The sequence below is a fragment of the Streptomyces spirodelae genome (genome assembly GCF_017676385.1).
GTDB lineage: Bacteria > Actinomycetota > Actinomycetes > Streptomycetales > Streptomycetaceae > Streptomyces > Streptomyces spirodelae.
Map to the genome: position 1 here is coordinate 59584 of NZ_JAFFZN010000015.1, position 16105 is coordinate 75688.

The following is a 16105-nucleotide window of genomic DNA, read 5'->3' on the forward strand; positions in this document are numbered from 1 at the left end:
CGTCGTTCGACATGTTCCGCAACGGTGCGGTAGTCCCCCAGTGTACCGGTGGCTACGACAACAGTGGGGGTTTGCCGGTGCCTGAGTCCACATGTGGCGCCCTGAACTGGCGCCGTTCGACTCCCCATATCTGGACCGGGGGGCCAAGAGCTTCACAGTGGCACTGAGAGCTTCGATCCGTCTCCGGCTGTCCCGGGCCGCGTACACAGGGCGACCGAAGGCCCCCGGACCTCACCCGTACGTGTCTCCCGGCCCCCTGCTGCCGGGCGCCCGCAGCGGCCCGTACCCCTTGCGCGGGGCCTCGGGACCCCGCACTTTGATCATCCGTACGGTGCCCTGGCCCAGGTCCTCGTTCAGCCGCGCCACCAGCCGCGGCGCCAGCAGCCGCAGCTGCGTCGCCCACGCCGTCGAGTCGCACCGCACCTGCAGCGTGCGCTCCTCCTCGTCGTACTGCTGCGGCTCGCAGTGCTGCGCCACCTCCGGGCCCACCAGCTGCGGCCAGCGCCCCATCACCCCGCCGACCGCCGCCGGCGTCTCCCAGCCGCGCTCCGCGAGGAGCCTGCTGACAGCGGCCCCCAACGGCAGCGGATCACGCCCGTCCCGCCGGGCACCCGAGCGCAGCCCACCGCCCCGGCGGGCCTGCCGCCGCTGCTGCTCCTCGGCCCCCCGCGCCCGCGCCTGCTTCCTGGCGGTCTGCAGCGCCGCCCGGGCCAGGTCGACCCCGCTGGCCGCGGGCTGCTCGGCCTTGCCGGGTTTTTCGCCGGGTTTTTGGCCGGGCTGCTCGTCGGGTTTTTCGTCGGGTCCCCCGTCGGGCTGCTCGACCGGGCGTTCGTTCAAAGCGGCGTCACCTCCCCGTCCGCCACCGAGAACCGCTTGGCCACCAACACCTCCGGCACGTCCTCCGGGACCGCGGCGGTCACCAGCACCTGCTCGGCCGGGGCCACCAGCTCCGCCAGCCGGGCCCGGCGTCTGGTGTCCAGCTCGGCGAAGACATCGTCAAGGATCAGCACCGGCTCATGCCCCTCGCTCTTGAGCAGCTCATACGCGGCCAGCCGCAGCGCCAGCGCGTACGACCAGGACTCGCCGTGGCTGGCGTACCCCTTCGCCGGCAGCTCGCCCAGCCGCAGCAGCACGTCGTCGCGGTGCGGGCCCACCAGCGTCACACCGCGTTCGATCTCCTGCTTACGGGCCTCGCCCAGCGCCGCGAGCAGCCCCGCGTACAGCTCTTCCCTGGACGCGCCGGCCACCGGACCCCGGTACTCGAACGCGACCGGGCCGCCGCCCGGCGCCAGCCGCTCGTACGCCTTGTCGGCCAACGGGCCCAGCACCGCCAGCAGATCCAGCCGCTGTGCCAGCAACTCGGCGCCCGCGCACGCCAGATGCTGGTCCCACACATCCAGCGTCGACAGATCCACACCGCGGCCGCCGTGCCGCCGCGCCATGGCGGCCGACTTCAGCAAGCTGTTGCGCTGCTTGAGCACCCGTTCGTAGTCCGAGCGCACCCCCGCCATCCGCGGGGCACGCGCCGTCACCAGCTCGTCCAGGAACCGGCGCCGCTCACCCGGATCGCCCTTGATCAGCGACAGGTCCTCCGGCGCGAACAGCACCGTGCGCAGGATGCCCAGCACATCGCGGGGGCGTACCTGCGAGGAGCGGTTGATCCGCGCCCGGTTGGCCTTGCCCGGGTTCAGCTCCAGCTCGACCAGCTGCTCCCGCTCGCCCTGCCGCACCTGGGCACGGACGACGGCACGCTGAGCGCCCTGCCGTACCAGCGGCGCGTCCGCCGACACCCGGTGGCTGCCCAGCGTGGCCAGATAGCCCACGGCCTCGACAAGGTTCGTCTTGCCCTGGCCGTTCGGCCCGAGAAACGCCCATGCGCCCGGGCCGAGCGGCACCTCGGCCCGGGCGTACGAGCGAAAATCAGCGAGCGAGAGATGCGTGACGTGCATCGTCTGGCCGTCAGCCCCCGGTGGGCGGCGTGACGTCGGCACCCGGGGCGTCAGCGCCCTTCTCCCCGGACTTGTCAGCGGCCGTCACCGCGTGGCCGCCGAACTGGTTGCGCAGCGCGGCGATCATCTTCATCTGCGGGGAGTCCTCCTGCCGGGAGGAGAACCGCGCGAACAGCGAAGCGGTGATCGCCGGCAGCGGCACCGCCTTGTCGATCGCGGCCTCCACCGTCCAGCGGCCCTCGCCCGAGTCCGCCGCGTAGCCGCGCAGCGCGTCCAGGTGCTCGTCGCTGTCCAGCGCCTTGACCGCCAGGTCCAGCAGCCAGGAGCGGATGACGGTGCCCTCCTGCCAGGAGCGGAAGACCTCGCGCACATCGGTGACCGAGTCCGCGGCCTCCAGCAGCTCCCAGCCCTCGGCGAAGGACTGCATCATGGCGTACTCGATGCCGTTGTGGACCATCTTCGCGAAGTGGCCGGCGCCCACCTTGCCCGCGTGGACGGAGCCGAACTCCCCCTCGGGCTTGAGGGCGTCGAAGATCGGCTGCACCTTCGCCACGTCCTCGGCCGAGCCGCCGTACATCAGCGCGTAGCCGTTCTCCAGGCCCCACACGCCACCGGAGACACCGCAATCGACGAAGCCGATGCCCTTGGCCCTCAGCTCCTCGGCGTGCTTCTCGTCGTCGGTCCAGCGCGAGTTGCCGCCGTCCACGACCAGGTCGCCGGGGGAGAGCAGGTCACCGAGCTCGTCGATGGTCGACTGGGTGGCCGCACCGGCCGGCACCATCGCCCACACCACGCGCGGCGCGCTGAGCGAGTCGATCAGCTCCTTGAGGCTGCCGACGTCCGCGACGTCCGGATTCCGGTCATAGCCGATGACCGTGTGGCCCCCGCGGCGGATGCGCTCACGCATGTTCCCGCCCATCTTCCCGAGACCAACCAGACCGAGCTCCATCACTGCCCCTTAGCTGTACTTCTCGCGTTTCCGCAGTTTCGTTCGCATTCGACCCTACGCCCAGCCGAATACCCCTCAGCCGGAGAGCCGCACGGGCATGATCAGGTACTTGTACGCCTCATCGGCCTCGGCGTCCTTGGCCGGCCGGCCGCTCAGCAGCGCGGGCTTGGTCGAGGTCGTGAACGACAGCTGCGCCACCGGCGAGTCGATGGCGCTCAGCCCCTCCAGCAGGAAGCCGGGGTTGAAGGCGATCGAGATGTCGTCGCCCTCCAGCTCGGCGTCGACCCTCTCCACAGCCTGTGCATCGTCGCTGGACCCGGCCTCCAGGGTGAGCACGCCTTGCTCGAAGCTGAGCCGCACCGGAGTGTTCCGCTCCGCGACCAGCGCCACACGCTTGACGGCCTCCACGAACGGCGCCGTCTCGATCACCGCGACCGAGTTGAACTCCGTCGGGAACAGCGTGCGGTACTTGGGCAGGTCGCCCTCCAGCAGCCGCGTCGTCGTCCGCCGCCCTGCGCCCTCGAAACCGATCAGGCCCTCACCGGAACCGGAGCCGGACAGCGCCAGCGTCACGCTGTCGCCTCCGCTCAGCGACTTGGCGGTCTCCAGCAGCGTCTTCGCGGGCACCAGGGCAACCGCGGAGGCGTCCGGCGTCTCGGGCTTCCACAGGAACTCGCGCACCGCGAAGCGGTACCGGTCGGTGGAGGCCAGCGTGACGGTGTCGCCCTCGATCTCGATACGCACACCGGTCAGCACCGGCAGCGTGTCGTCCCGCCCGGCCGCGATGGCGACCTGCTGCGCTGCGGCGGCGAAGACCTCGCCGGGGACCGTGCCGGTGGCCGACGGCATCTGAGGCAGCGCCGGGTACTCCTCCACAGGGAGTGTGTGCAGGGTGAACCGGGAGGAGCCGCAGACGACGGTCGCCCGTACCCCGTCTGTGGAGATCTCCACCGGGCGGTTGGGGAGGGCACGGCAGATGTCGGCCAGCAGCCGGCCGGAGACCAGCACCGTGCCGTCCTCCTCGACCTCCGCCTCGACCGAGACCCGCGCCGAGACCTCGTAGTCGAAGCCGGAGAGGCTCAGCGTGCCGTCGTCCGCCTTCAACAGCAGGCCCGCGAGCACGGGCACCGGCGGGCGGGCGGGGAGGCTCTTGGCCGTCCAGGCCACCGCCTCCGCGAGCACATCGCGTTCAACCCGGATCTTCACGTTCAGCCGCCTCCTGCTGCTGCCTCTGCTCGTGCTTTGCCGGGCACCAGTCTGACGCACGGGACTGACAGCAGGTGCGGGCGCGGGTCAAGTCGACGCGATCCGGGTCGAGGCCCGCGGAGCCGAGTTGTGCACAGCCCCCACTTCGAAGCGAATCCCGGGCTCTCTCTGTGTGGTCGTAGTAGTAGGGCTTGTGGAAACGGTGGAAAAGCGTGTTTCCGCAGCTCAGACCCGGAATTTTGTCCACCGCGCCTGTGGGTGGACCGGTGGAGGAAGGGGGGTTCTCTGTGGACGCGGAAAAGTTCTGCACACCCCGCCCACAGGCAGGAGCGGTTTGCCCACAGCTACGCCCACAGTTTTCCCCGCCTTTCCCACAGCCCAAACCTGCCCCTCGATGTGACGGCTTTCACTCGGACCGGTGAGCGGGCGCGTTGAGTTGCCGAACAGTGGACAGGACTGTGGAGAAGTAGCCGATCACTGGGGAAAAGAGCCCCCATCCTGTGGGCGGCCGGTGGACAAGTCACAGCCCGGGTCGGAGCCCCCTCGACCCTCCACATCCTGTGGACGCCGGGCGCCCACAAGTACACAGCCGAGTGACCTCGGCAAACCACCATCCGGGCGGCTCAGTTGTGGACGCCCTTGGGACAACGGAGAAGGTCCCCAGGGTGTGGAAGCGGTAAACGGCCCACTGCTGTGGACCAAGGGCCTGACGAGCCCCGTAATCGAACAACGGCGCCCGCCCCATCAGGGGCGCGGGGCTGGGCTCATGTGCGGCTCCGCCGCGTGGGCGCGAGCAACCACGACCACCGGCAGCCTGGAACACACGGCAACGGGGCACCCCTGCTCAGCACCAGGCGTGAGAGGAGCCCGGCGAGGAGGGGCGAGGCGAGGAGGGGCGAGGCGAGGAGGGGCGAGGCGAGGAGGGGCGAGGCGAGGAGGGGCGAGGCGAGGAGGGGCGAGGCGAGGAAGGGGAGGCGTCAGCCGTTCTTGATGCGGTTGGTCAGCTCGGTGACCTGGTTGTAGATGGAGCGCCGCTCAGCCATCAGCGCCCGGATCTTCCGGTCCGCGTGCATCACCGTCGTATGGTCACGCCCGCCGAACTGGCCGCCGATCTTCGGCAGCGAGAGGTCGGTCAGCTCGCGGCACAGATACATGGCGATCTGCCGTGCCGTGACCAGGACGCGGCTGCGCGAGGACCCGCACAGGTCGTCCACCGTCAGCCCGAAGTAGTCGGCCGTCGCGGCCATGATCGCGGGCGCGGTGATCTCCGGCGTCGCGTCCTCCCCGCCGGGGATCAGATCCTTCAGCACGATCTCGGTCAGTCCGAGGTCGACCGGCTGCCGGTTGAGGCTGGCGAAGGCCGTGACCCGGATCAGGGCGCCCTCCAGCTCCCGGATGTTGCGGGAGATGCGCGAGGCGATGAACTCCAGCACCTCGGGCGGTGCGTTCAGCTGCTCCTGCACCGCCTTCTTCCGGAGGATCGCGATGCGCGTCTCCAGCTCGGGGGGCTGGACGTCGGTGATCAGGCCCCACTCGAAGCGGTTGCGCAGCCGGTCCTCCAGCGTCTCCAGCGCCTTGGGCGGCCGGTCGCTGGAGAGGACGATCTGCTTGTTGGCGTTGTGCAGGGTGTTGAAGGTGTGGAAGAACTCCTCCTGGGTCGACTCCTTGTCCGCCAGGAACTGGACGTCGTCGACGAGCAGGATGTCCATGTCGCGGTAGCGCTTGCGGAACGCGTCCGCCTTGCCGTCCCGGATGGAGTTGATGAACTCGTTGGTGAACTCCTCCGAGCTGACGTAGCGCACCCGGGTGCCCGGGTAGAGGCTGCGCGCGTAGTGGCCGATCGCGTGCAGCAGATGCGTCTTGCCGAGACCGGACTCGCCGTAGATGAACAGCGGGTTGTACGCCTTGGCCGGCGCCTCGGCCACGGCGACAGCCGCCGCGTGTGCGAACCGGTTCGAGGCACCGATCACGAAGGTGTCGAAGAGGTACTTCGGGTTCAGCCGCGCGGTCGGCTCCCCCGGACCCGTGGCCGGCGCGGGCTGCGCGGCCAGCGGCCCCGGCGCTCCGCTGGGTGCGGGCAGCTGTGCGGGGCTGTCGTAGTGGGGGGCGGGAGGGCGGCCCTGTTGCGGAACCTGCGGACGGGGGCGCTGCTGGTGCTGGAGCTGGTGCTGCTGTGGCGCCTGCTGATGCTGCTGCGGCTCGTACGCCTCGAACGACTGCTGGTCATAACTCTGACCACCCTGACCGCCCTGACCACCTTGACCGTGCGGGCCGACCTGGTAGCCCTGGCCGCCGTCGTAGCTCTGACCACGCTCGTAGCTCTGGCCACCGGCGCGCTCGTAGCTCTGTGCGCTGTCGTAGCCCTGGGCGCCCTCGTAGCTCTGGGCGCCTTCGTAGCCCTGGCCCGCGTCGTAGCCGCTGCTTTGCTGGTCGTAACCCTGGTGCTCGTAGGACTGGTGCTGCTCGTACGGCTGCTGCTGGCGGTCGTAGGACTGGCGGGGCTGGTGCTGCTGCGGGGGGTAGGGCTCGCGCGGCTGCTGCCAGGTCGGGGGGTGGGGGTGCTGCGCGTAGTCCGTCGGGTACGCGGAGCGAGCGCCGGGGACCTCACGGCTCTCGTACTGGTCGAACCGCTCCTGCTGGTCGAACCGCTCCTGCTCGTGCCGGTCGCCGCCGTGCCGGTCGCCGCCGTGCCGGTCGCCGCCGTGCCGGTCGCCGCCGTACCTGTCCTGCTCGTACCGCTCCTCGCCGTAGCGGTCCTGGGTGCCGTGCTGCTGCGGGGGCTGGGAGCCGGGGTGCGGAGGCTGGGGCGGCTGTTGCGGCTGGGACGGCTGCTGCTGTTCGGGGGCAGGGGTGGGGGACGGGATCGCCGGCGCGGGCGGGGCCGCCGCCTCGGGTGCCGGGCCCGTCACGGTGATCGCCAGTCGGATGGGCTGCTGGCACTCGCGGCTGAGGGCCTCGGTGATCAGCGGCGAGAGGCGGCCTTCCAGTACCCCTTTCGCGTACTCGTTCGGCACGCCGAGCAGGGCTGTGCCGGAGACGAGGACGAGAGGCTGGCAGTCCCGCAGCCAGCGCTGGTCCTTCGCCTCGACACCCTGGCCCTCGCGCAGCAGCTGGTCGAGCACCCGTGGCCACACTGCGGCAAGATCGGCAGGTAGGTCAGCCACGGGGCACGCTCTCTCACTCGCTGGGTGACGGGTCACTCGCTGGGTGACGGTCGTCCGGTGATCGACCGGGTCCCACGAATGCATGGTTCTCGGGACGGTCGGGAAGGAAAGGAAGTTCGGCCACGGTAGTCACGCGAAGCTGCCCCGTTCAAGTCGTTGTCCACAGGCTGTGCACGAGTGCAGTAGCCGGACGGTGACAGGGTGGCGGCGGGGTGCCCTGTCAGCGCTGGTTTGACCGGATGGCGTAGGCCCGCGTACCGTAACCAGGTCGAGTGTCGACGGCTGCTGCCGCCTGCCTCCGATGGGCAAGATCAACGGGTCCAACCCGGTCGATCATGAAGCGGTGCACACTCGGGCGTTGCGAGCTACTCGTGGGCGCACGGTGACAGCCGGTCGACTCCCCACACCCAGTCCTGCGGTGACCGTGGGACACGAAGCATCTCTGGAGCCCCCGAGTGAGCAAGCGCACCTTCCAGCCGAACAACCGCCGCCGCGCGAAGACCCACGGCTTCCGGCTGCGCATGCGGACCCGCGCCGGCCGCGCGATCATCGCGAACCGTCGCAGCAAGGGTCGCGCCCGCCTGTCGGCCTGAGCAGCCTGACCACAGGTCCATGACGTGCTGCCTACCGAGAACCGGCTGAGGCGGCGCGAGGACTTCGCGGCCGCGGTACGCCGAGGACGCAGGGCCGGGCGCCCGCTCCTCGTCGTCCATCTACGCAGTCGAACGGACCCGCACGCGTCGGGGGGAGAGGTTCCCCCGGTGCGTGCGGGTTTCGTCGTGAGCAAGGCCGTCGGCAACGCGGTGGTCCGTAACCGTGTGAAGCGGCGCCTGCGGCATCTGCTACGGGACCGCCTGTCCCAGCTGCCCCCCGGTAGCCTGGTGGTCGTACGGGCGCAACCCGGCGCGGCTGAGGCGGACCACGTGGAACTGGCCCGAGACCTGGATGCCGCGCTGCGGAAGCTGCTCAAAGGGTCCCCTAGCTCTGCCGCCTCGGGGGACAGCCCCCGGAATCCCGGCCGCGAACCGGGAGGGAGAGCTCAGTGAAGTACCCGCTGCTGTGGTTGATCAAGCTGTACCAGTGGACCGTCAGTCCGATGCTCGGTCCGGTGTGCCGGTACTACCCGTCGTGCTCGCACTACGGCTACACGGCCATCGACCGCCATGGCGCCGTGAAGGGAACGGCGCTGACGGCCTGGCGCATTCTGCGCTGCAATCCGTGGTCGCCCGGTGGCGTCGACCATGTCCCCGCCCGGAAGCACCCGGTATGGCACCAGCGGATCCGCTCCCGCTGGCAGCAGCACCGGACCCAGTCCAACGCCCAAGGAGCCTGATACGTGGACACGATCCTGAGTCCTCTCTATACCGCTGTCTCCTGGATCATTGTCCAGTTCCATTCGCTGTTCAGCCTGGTCTTCGACGAGAACAGCGGTTGGGCCTGGGGTCTGTCCATCTTCTGCCTGGTGGTGCTGATCCGGATCTGCCTGATCCCGCTCTTCGTGAAGCAGATCAAGTCGACCCGGAACATGCAGGCGCTCCAGCCGAAGATGAAGGCGATCCAGGAGCGCTACAAGAGCGACAAGCAGCGCCAGAGCGAAGAGATGATGAAGCTCTACAAGGAGACGGGCACCAACCCGCTCTCCAGCTGCCTGCCGATCCTGGCGCAGTCGCCGTTCTTCATCGCCCTCTTCCAGGTGCTCAACCACATCGCGGGCAACAAGCCGGTGGGTGTGCTCACCGCGGACCAGGTCGACAGCGCGCGTAACGCCACCATCTTCGGTGCGCCGATCGCTGCGAAGTTCATGGACAGCGCCTCCAAGCTGCAGGAGCTGGGCGCGTCGCTGACCGACGTCCGCGTCGTCACGGTCATCATGATCGTCCTGATGTCGGCGTCGCAGTTCTACACGCAGCGTCAGCTGATGACCAAGAACGTCGACCTGACGGTGAAGACGCCGTTCATGCAGCAGCAGAAGATGCTGATGTACGTCTTCCCCATCATGTTCGCCGTCTTCGGTATCAACTTCCCCGTCGGTGTCCTCGTCTACTGGCTGACCACCAACGTGTGGACGATGGGCCAGCAGATGTATGTGATCAAGCGCAACCCGACCCCCGGCTCCCGCGCCTTCGAAGAGCGCCAGGAGAAGCTGCGCGCCAAGGGCAAGCTGAAGGAGGACCCGAAGGAGGTCGAGGCGCGTGAGGCCGCCGAGGCCGCCCGCGTCCGGCGCCAGCAGCCCAAGCGGCAGCCCAAGGCCAAGCGCCAGGCCGGTGGCGCGGCTCCCACGGGCACCAAGAAGGACGACTCCGCTTCGGCCGCCACGTCCCTGCAGAAGACCGGCCCGAAGACGAACCAGAAGCAGGGCGGCGGGTCCAAGGCGGCAGGCCAGGCCAAGTCGGGCCAGCAGCAGAAGTCGGGCCAGAAGAAGTCCGGCCAGCAGCGCAAGGGCCCGCAGCGTCCCAAGCACCCCTCCAAGAAGTGAGCACCGAAGGAGTCCCCGCCGTGACGGACACGACTGCCCCAGAAGGCACCGAAGCCGACACCGACACCCTGACCCGCCTCGAACAGGAGGGTGAGATCGCGGCCGACTACCTCGAGGGACTTCTCGATATCGCCGACCTGGACGGCGACATCGACATGGACGTCGAGGCCGACCGTGCCGCGGTGTCGGTGATCAGCGAGGGCTCGTCCCGCGACCTGCAGAAGCTGGTCGGCCGGGACGGAGAGGTTCTGGAGGCCCTCCAGGAGCTGACCCGGCTGGCAGTGCACCGGGAGACCGGCGACCGCAGCCGGCTGATGCTGGACATCGCCGGGTTCCGGGCCCGTAAGCGGGAGGAGCTCGCGGAGCTGGGCGCGAAGGCGGCGCAGGAGGCGAAGAGCAGCGGCGAGCCGGTGAAGCTGCGCCCGATGACGCCGTTCGAGCGCAAGGTCGTGCACGACGCGGTGAAGGCCGCCGGACTGCGCAGTGAGTCCGAGGGCGAGGAGCCGCAGCGCTGCGTGGTCGTACTCCCGTGACGCAGCAGTCGGGGGAGCCCCCGGAGCAGCAGGCGGAGCTGCCGCCCGCACCGGAGGCGGCACACAAGGCGTTCGGCGACAGCCTGCCCGCTGTCGAGCGGTACGCGGAATTGCTGGCGGACGCCGGGGTACGGCGCGGGTTGCTCGGCCCGCGCGAGGTGCCCCGGCTGTGGGAGCGGCACCTGCTCAACTGCGTGGTGCTCTCCGAGGTGGTGCCCGAGGGCGTCACGGTCTGCGATGTCGGTTCGGGCGCAGGGCTGCCGGGCATCCCGCTGGCGTTGGTCCGGCCGGATCTGGAGATCACGCTGCTGGAGCCACTGCTGCGGCGGACGACCTTCCTCCAGGAGGTCGTGGAGCTGCTGGGGCTCGATCATGTGACGGTGCTGCGCGGCCGTGCCGAGGAGATGCTGGGCACGCTGACCCCCGTCCATGTGGTCACGGCCCGCGCGGTGGCGCCGCTGGACCGGCTGGCCGGCTGGGGCGTTCCGCTGCTGCGGCCGTACGGCGAGATGGTGGCGCTCAAGGGCGACACCGCCGAGGACGAGGTCAGGGCGGCTCGGGACGCGCTGCACAAGCTGGGCGTCGTCGAGACGACGGTGGAGCAGATCGGCCGCGGCGTGGTTGATCCGCCCTCCACGGTCGTACGGGCCCGGGTCGGAGAGAGCCCCGGTGGGGTGCGCTTTGCGGCACGTCGGGTCAAGGCTGAGAAGGCGGCGCGAGCGAACGGCCGCTCAGCGCGGGGCGGGCGCCGTAGGCGCTGAAGCGTCGGGGCGGGCGGAAGCGCCGATGCCGTCCGAAACATCGAGAGGGGTCGCCCGGTTGTGTTGACTGCCGGGCGGCCGGTCGACGCTGAACCGCTGATTCGGTTACTCCATAAAAACGCTTAAGACCCCGCGGAGCGGAGTGTCGCGGCGGACACCGTCCGATGCGTGTGCATCGTGTTTCACGTGAAACGCCGCTCTCTGTTGCACGGAATCATCAACCGAGGCCGCGCTGCCGCCAGTGCGCGCGGCCAGACCGCCCCTGAGCCCCGCTCGGACGTGGATTCGTCCACAACTGAGTGGGGCTCGCTGGTTCACGGGACCGAAAGCATGGGAGGCTCTGTTCATAGCGAGCCTGATGTTGAGGAGAGTGAACCGTTGCGGTCCGACGCCAACATCGCGGGACCGATGGCCGACCCGGTCCCCGGTCCCCGCACAGAACCAGGGGATACCAGCGCGGGTGGGGTCGCTCCCCGCGGTGACGCGGCACGTGAGACGCCACCGCCCATGGATGACACACCGATCGGCCGCGCGGCACAGCAGGCGGTCGAAGCGATGAACCGCGCCGGGGAGGGCCTTCCCCGCCCCGCTCAGACGCGGATCATGGTCGTCGCCAACCAGAAGGGCGGCGTGGGCAAGACCACCACGACGGTGAACCTGGCTGCCTCGCTTGCCTTGCACGGGGGCCGCGTCCTGGTCGTCGACCTCGACCCGCAGGGCAACGCCTCGACGGCGCTGGGGGTCGACCACCACGCCGAGGTTCCGTCGATCTACGACGTTCTGGTGGAGAGCAAGCCGCTCTCGGAAGTCGTCCAGCCGGTGCCGGACGTGGAGGGGCTCTTCTGCGCGCCAGCGACCATCGATCTCGCCGGTGCGGAGATCGAGCTCGTGTCGCTGGTCGCGCGGGAGAGCCGCCTTCAGCGGGCCATCGAGGCATACGAGCAGCCGTTGGACTACATCCTCATCGACTGCCCGCCCTCCTTGGGGCTGCTGACGGTGAACGCGCTCGTAGCCGGCGCCGAGGTGCTGATCCCCATTCAGTGCGAGTACTACGCGCTGGAGGGACTCGGCCAACTCCTGCGGAACGTCGAACTGGTGCGGGGGCATCTGAACCCGCGGCTGCACGTCTCGACCATCATTCTGACCATGTACGACGGTCGGACCCGGCTGGCCTCGCAGGTGGCGGAGGAGGTGCGAGGCCACTTCGGCAAGGAGGTCCTGCGCACCAACATCCCACGGTCGGTGCGGATTTCGGAGGCGCCCAGTTACGGGCAGACGGTCCTCACCTACGACCCGGGCTCCAGCGGTTCGCTCTCCTATCTGGAGGCGGCGCGGGAGATCGCCCTGCGGGACCCGCATGTTGAGCAAGCGCAACAAGCGCAGCAGCAACTCCAGGCCCAGCAGGTACAGCAAACCCAGCAGGTACAGGCCCAGGAAGTACGGCCAGGGCAGCAGGTGCCGGTTCAGCAGGGACAGACACCGCAGACCCAGGCACCGCAGGCACCAGCACAGCAACCACAAGCAGAAGCACAAGCGCAGCAGTACGGCAGCATGGCGGAGGGGACTCAGTGAGCGAGCGACGTAGGGGTCTGGGGCGGGGGCTCGGTGCACTGATCCCGGCGGCTCCGACCGGGACGGATTCTGCTGACTCGGCGGAGAGTGAGCAGCGGAAGCAGCCGAGCATGGCCGGGGGCTCCACCTCCCCCACCGCGGTCCCTGTGCTCGCCCCGGAGCAGCGCGTACGTGGAGTGGCGGCGGCCAAGGTCGCCGCCCTCTCCCAGCGAGAGAACGAGGACGCGGGCGAGTCGTCGTCCCAGGACGCGGTTTCACGTGAAACGGCTTCCTCGGCGGCCGAAGAGAACGGTGTTCCCGGCGAGGCCGGGGGAGCGTTCTTCGCGGAGGTACCGCTCGACGCCATCACGCCGAACCCACGGCAGCCCCGTGAGGTCTTCGACGAGGACGCGCTGGCCGAACTGGTCACTTCCATCAAGGAAGTCGGCCTTCTGCAGCCGGTGGTCGTCCGGGAGCTCAAGCCGGGCAGCTTTGAGCTCATCATGGGCGAGCGCCGCTGGCGGGCCTGCCGTGACGCGGGCCTGGAGCGGATTCCGGCGATCGTCCGGGCCACCGAGGACGAGAAGCTTCTCCTCGATGCGCTGCTGGAGAACCTGCACCGGGCGCAGCTCAACCCGCTGGAAGAGGCGGCCGCTTACGACCAGCTCCTCAAGGACTTCAACTGCACCCATGACGAGCTGGCCGACCGTATCGGCCGCTCCCGCCCGCAGGTGTCCAACACGCTGCGGCTGTTGCGGCTCTCTCCCGCGGTCCAGCGCCGGGTAGCGGCCGGCGTGCTCTCGGCGGGGCACGCGCGGGCGCTGCTGTCCGTCGAGGACGGGGAGGAGCAGGACAAGCTCGCTCACCGCATTGTGGCCGAGGGACTCTCGGTGCGTGCGGTGGAGGAGATCGTCACGCTGATGAGCGGGAAGCCGAAGGGCAGTGCCAAGCCCAAACCCCGGGCCGGTGCTCGGGTCTCCCCCGCCCTTGACCACCTGGCAGGGCGGCTTTCGGACCGCTTCGAGACGCGGGTGAAGGTCGACCTCGGCCAGAAGAAGGGCAAGATTGTGGTCGAGTTCGCCTCCATGGAGGACCTTGAGCGCATCCTGGGGCAGCTCGCTCCTGGAGAGGGCCGGGTGCTGGAGCAGAAACTCGCCGAGAGCGACGACGAGGAGGACGGCGACGCCCCGGAGAGCTGAGCCGGAGAGCTGAGCCGGAGAGCTGAGCCGGGGGCCAGGTCCTCCCGGCGAGGTGAGCCGGAATGAGCCGGACCTCGGATAGCCCATAACAGAAGAAACCCGCACGACGAGCTGTCGCCCCATGGATACGATGTCTGCCATGGGGCGACAGCTCGTTCCGCTCACGCTGGACAACCTCCCGGACCTTCCTGAGCGCTGCCGTGGCTGCACCTTCTGGGAGCTGGACCCGGTCAGCGGCGAGGAGGCGAAGCGGACGGGGCGGCCGGACCTGGAGAAGGAAGCCTGGATCTCGGCGGTGCTGCTGGAATGGGGCTCCTGCGGCCGGGTCGTCTACGTCGACGAAGCCGCGGTCGGCTATGTGCTCTACGCGCCCCCGGCGTATGTCCCGCGCTCCTTCGCCTTCCCCACCAGTCCTGTCTCCCCGGACGCGGTGCAGTTGATGACGGCATTCCTGCTGCCCGAGTTCCAGGGGCAGGGGCTTGGTCGGGTGATTGTGCAGACCGTGGCGAAGGATCTGCTGCGGCGCGGATTCAAGGCGATAGAGGCGTTCGGAGACACACAGTGGACGGAACCCGTGTGTCTGCTCCCGGCCGACCATCTGCTCTCCGTCGGCTTCAAGACCGTTCGCCCGCACCCGCGCTACCCCCGGCTGCGGCTGGAGTTGCGGTCCACCGTCTCGTGGCGTCACGACATGGAACGAGCCCTCGACCAGTTGCTGGGCAAGGTCCACAGCAAGGAGCCGGCGCTGCGGCCGCTGTGAGCGAGTGCCTCAAGGCGCCTTGGGCTTCTGGATATGACTGAGGGGCGCCGTTTCACGTGAAACGGCGCCCCTCAGGTTGAGCGGTTGAGCGGTTGAGTGGTCCTCAGCCGATGAACTCCGCGAGGTCCTTCTCGATGGCTGCCTTCGGCTTGGCACCGACGATGGTCTTCACAACCTCGCCGCCCTGGTAGACGTTCATGGTCGGGATCGACATGATGCCGTACTTGGCGGCGACGCCGGGGTTCTCGTCGATGTTGAGCTTGACCACCGTCAGCTTGTCGGCGTGCTCGGAGGCGATGGCCTCCAGCGACGGGGCGATCTGACGGCACGGGCCGCACCAAGCCGCCCAGAAGTCGACCAGCACAGGCTTGTCGCTCTTCAGGACGACGTCGTCGAAGTCGGCGTCGGTCGCGGTTACGGTGGCACCGGCCATGGTGCTTCTCCTCATTCTGTGTTGACTGCGGATCGGGCTGGGGCCGGGAGAGGACTGGGCCGACCCTCTCCCGTGCGCTGCCGTGTCAGACAGCTGCTGCCGTCTTCTCCGGCTCGGGAGTCTCCTCGGTGGCCACATCGGTGAGGGCGGCCAGGTAGCGCTCGGCGTCCAGCGCGGCGGAGCAGCCGGTGCCCGCAGCGGTGATGGCCTGCCGGTAGGTGTGGTCCACCACGTCGCCCGCCGCGAAGACGCCGGGCACATTGGTACGGGTGGAGGGGGCGTCCACCTTGAGGTAGCCGTCCTCGTCCAGGGTCAGCTCGTCCTTGAACAGCTCCACGCGCGGGTCGTGGCCGATGGCGACGAACAGGCCCGTCACATCCAGCTCGCGGGTCTCACCGTTCTGCGTGTCGCGCAGCGTGAGGCCGGACAGCTTGCCGTCCTTGCTGTGGATCTCGGCAACCTCGCTGTCCCATGCGAAGGAGATCTTCGGGTCGGCGAAGGCCCGCTCCTGCATGGCCTTGGAGGCACGCAGCGTGTCCCGGCGGTGGACCACGGTGACCGAGGATGCGAAGCGGGAGAGGAAGGTGGCCTCCTCCATGGCGGTGTCACCCCCGCCCACCACGGCGATGTGCTGCTCACGGAAGAAGAAGCCGTCACAGGTGGCGCAGTAGGAGACGCCACGGCCGGAGAGCTCCTCCTCCAGCGGCAGGCCGAGCGTGCGGTGCTGCGAGCCGGTGGCGATGATCACGGTCCGGGTGCGGTGGACCGTGCCGTTGGAGTCCGTGACGGTCTTCACAGGGCCGGACAGGTCGACGGCGGCGACGTCGTCCGGGACCAGCTCGGCGCCGAAGCGCTCCGCCTGGGCCCGCATGTTGTCCATGAGCTCGGGGCCCATGATGCCCTCTTGGAAGCCGGGGAAGTTCTCGACCTCGGTGGTGTTCATGAGCGCCCCGCCCGCTGTGACGGAGCCCTCGAACACCAGCGGCTTCAGCGACGCGCGGGCGGTGTAGAGCGCAGCCGTGTATCCGGCTGGGCCCGAGCCGATGATGATGACGTTACGGACGTCGCTCACGGGAGTCTTCCTTGTCTGCCGACTGCTTCCGGGATCTTCTGCCGAGGCTTGC

At 69.3% G+C, this 16105-nt stretch carries 15 protein-coding genes and 1 pseudogene; 9 read left to right on the plus strand and 7 right to left on the minus strand.

Annotation, left to right across the window (positions count from 1 at the left end):
- Positions 1 to 231: 231 nt before the first annotated feature.
- The 5 genes and pseudogenes from JW592_RS17415 to dnaA all read right to left on the minus strand — a co-directional run.
- Entirely contained in the window at positions 232 to 837 is a 606-nt protein-coding gene (locus tag JW592_RS17415; protein WP_209266045.1) for a DciA family protein, read from the minus strand.
- Positions 834 to 1949 carry a DNA replication/repair protein RecF gene (recF, locus tag JW592_RS17420; protein ID WP_209266046.1) on the minus strand — a complete coding sequence of 372 codons (1116 nt, stop codon included), beginning with the start codon at positions 1947 to 1949 and terminating at the stop codon, positions 834 to 836. The genes JW592_RS17415 and recF overlap by 4 nt, the downstream gene beginning before the upstream one ends.
- 10 nt (positions 1950 to 1959) lie before the next feature.
- Complete coding sequence (gnd, locus tag JW592_RS17425; protein WP_209266047.1) at positions 1960 to 2898, minus strand: phosphogluconate dehydrogenase (NAD(+)-dependent, decarboxylating); 939 nt, start codon at positions 2896 to 2898, stop codon at positions 1960 to 1962.
- 75 nt (positions 2899 to 2973) lie between these two features.
- On the minus strand, positions 2974 to 4104 hold the full coding sequence (gene dnaN / locus JW592_RS17430; protein WP_209266048.1) for a DNA polymerase III subunit beta: 1131 nt from the start codon (positions 4102 to 4104) through the stop codon (positions 2974 to 2976).
- A gap of 977 nt (positions 4105 to 5081) precedes the next feature.
- A pseudogene (dnaA, locus tag JW592_RS33710) lies at positions 5082 to 6302 on the minus strand (chromosomal replication initiator protein DnaA); the annotation flags it as partial.
- Positions 6303 to 7723: 1421 nt separating this feature from the next.
- On the opposite strand from dnaA, the gene rpmH reads away from it, so the two are divergent.
- From rpmH to JW592_RS17480, 9 genes are all read left to right on the plus strand, one after another.
- Complete coding sequence (gene rpmH / locus JW592_RS17440; protein WP_016472057.1) at positions 7724 to 7861, plus strand: 50S ribosomal protein L34; 138 nt, start codon at positions 7724 to 7726, stop codon at positions 7859 to 7861.
- 24 nt (positions 7862 to 7885) lie between these two features.
- Positions 7886 to 8314 carry a ribonuclease P protein component gene (gene rnpA, locus JW592_RS17445; RefSeq protein WP_209266050.1) on the plus strand — a complete coding sequence of 143 codons (429 nt, stop codon included), beginning with the start codon at positions 7886 to 7888 and terminating at the stop codon, positions 8312 to 8314.
- Positions 8311 to 8601: a membrane protein insertion efficiency factor YidD gene (yidD, locus tag JW592_RS17450; protein WP_099882804.1), complete on the plus strand. Its 291-nt coding sequence runs from the start codon at positions 8311 to 8313 to the stop codon at positions 8599 to 8601. The genes rnpA and yidD overlap by 4 nt, the downstream gene beginning before the upstream one ends.
- A 3-nt stretch (positions 8602 to 8604) precedes the next feature.
- On the plus strand, positions 8605 to 9744 hold the full coding sequence (yidC, locus tag JW592_RS17455; RefSeq protein ID WP_209266051.1) for a membrane protein insertase YidC: 1140 nt from the start codon (positions 8605 to 8607) through the stop codon (positions 9742 to 9744).
- A 20-nt stretch (positions 9745 to 9764) separates the two neighbouring features.
- The gene (locus JW592_RS17460; RefSeq protein WP_209266052.1) at positions 9765 to 10277 is read left to right on the plus strand and encodes a Jag family protein; all 513 of its coding nucleotides are present in this window, start codon (positions 9765 to 9767) and stop codon (positions 10275 to 10277) included.
- Entirely contained in the window at positions 10274 to 11038 is a 765-nt protein-coding gene (rsmG, locus tag JW592_RS17465; protein ID WP_209266053.1) for a 16S rRNA (guanine(527)-N(7))-methyltransferase RsmG, read from the plus strand. Before JW592_RS17460 ends, rsmG begins: the two co-directional genes overlap by 4 nt.
- A 330-nt stretch (positions 11039 to 11368) precedes the next feature.
- Complete coding sequence (locus JW592_RS17470) at positions 11369 to 12610, plus strand: ParA family protein (RefSeq protein WP_229376255.1); 1242 nt, start codon at positions 11369 to 11371, stop codon at positions 12608 to 12610.
- Positions 12607 to 13788, plus strand: coding sequence for a ParB/RepB/Spo0J family partition protein (locus tag JW592_RS17475; RefSeq protein ID WP_209266055.1), 1182 nt, complete (start codon positions 12607 to 12609; stop codon positions 13786 to 13788). Before JW592_RS17470 ends, JW592_RS17475 begins: the two co-directional genes overlap by 4 nt.
- A gap of 139 nt (positions 13789 to 13927) precedes the next feature.
- Positions 13928 to 14548 carry a GNAT family N-acetyltransferase gene (locus JW592_RS17480; protein WP_209266056.1) on the plus strand — a complete coding sequence of 207 codons (621 nt, stop codon included), beginning with the start codon at positions 13928 to 13930 and terminating at the stop codon, positions 14546 to 14548.
- A gap of 103 nt (positions 14549 to 14651) precedes the next feature.
- On the opposite strand, the gene trxA is transcribed toward JW592_RS17480, so the two are convergent.
- Positions 14652 to 14981: a thioredoxin gene (trxA, locus tag JW592_RS17485; protein ID WP_209266057.1), complete on the minus strand. Its 330-nt coding sequence runs from the start codon at positions 14979 to 14981 to the stop codon at positions 14652 to 14654.
- Between the two features lie 85 nt (positions 14982 to 15066).
- Complete coding sequence (gene trxB, locus JW592_RS17490) at positions 15067 to 16053, minus strand: thioredoxin-disulfide reductase (protein ID WP_209266058.1); 987 nt, start codon at positions 16051 to 16053, stop codon at positions 15067 to 15069.
- Positions 16054 to 16105 lie beyond the last annotated feature (52 nt).

What these genes read in the sequence shown, in the direction of transcription:
- JW592_RS17470 (WP_229376255.1), top strand. Translation starts at nt 11,369, where the DNA reads ATGGGAGGCTCTGTTCATAGCGAGCCTGATGTTGAGGAGAGTGAACCG.
- recF (WP_209266046.1), bottom strand. Translation starts at nt 1,949, where the DNA reads ATGCACGTCACGCATCTCTCGCTCGCTGATTTTCGCTCGTACGCCCGG.
- trxA (WP_209266057.1), bottom strand. Translation starts at nt 14,981, where the DNA reads ATGGCCGGTGCCACCGTAACCGCGACCGACGCCGACTTCGACGACGTC.
- gnd (WP_209266047.1), bottom strand. Translation starts at nt 2,898, where the DNA reads ATGGAGCTCGGTCTGGTTGGTCTCGGGAAGATGGGCGGGAACATGCGT.
- JW592_RS17480 (WP_209266056.1), top strand. Translation starts at nt 13,928, where the DNA reads ATGGGGCGACAGCTCGTTCCGCTCACGCTGGACAACCTCCCGGACCTT.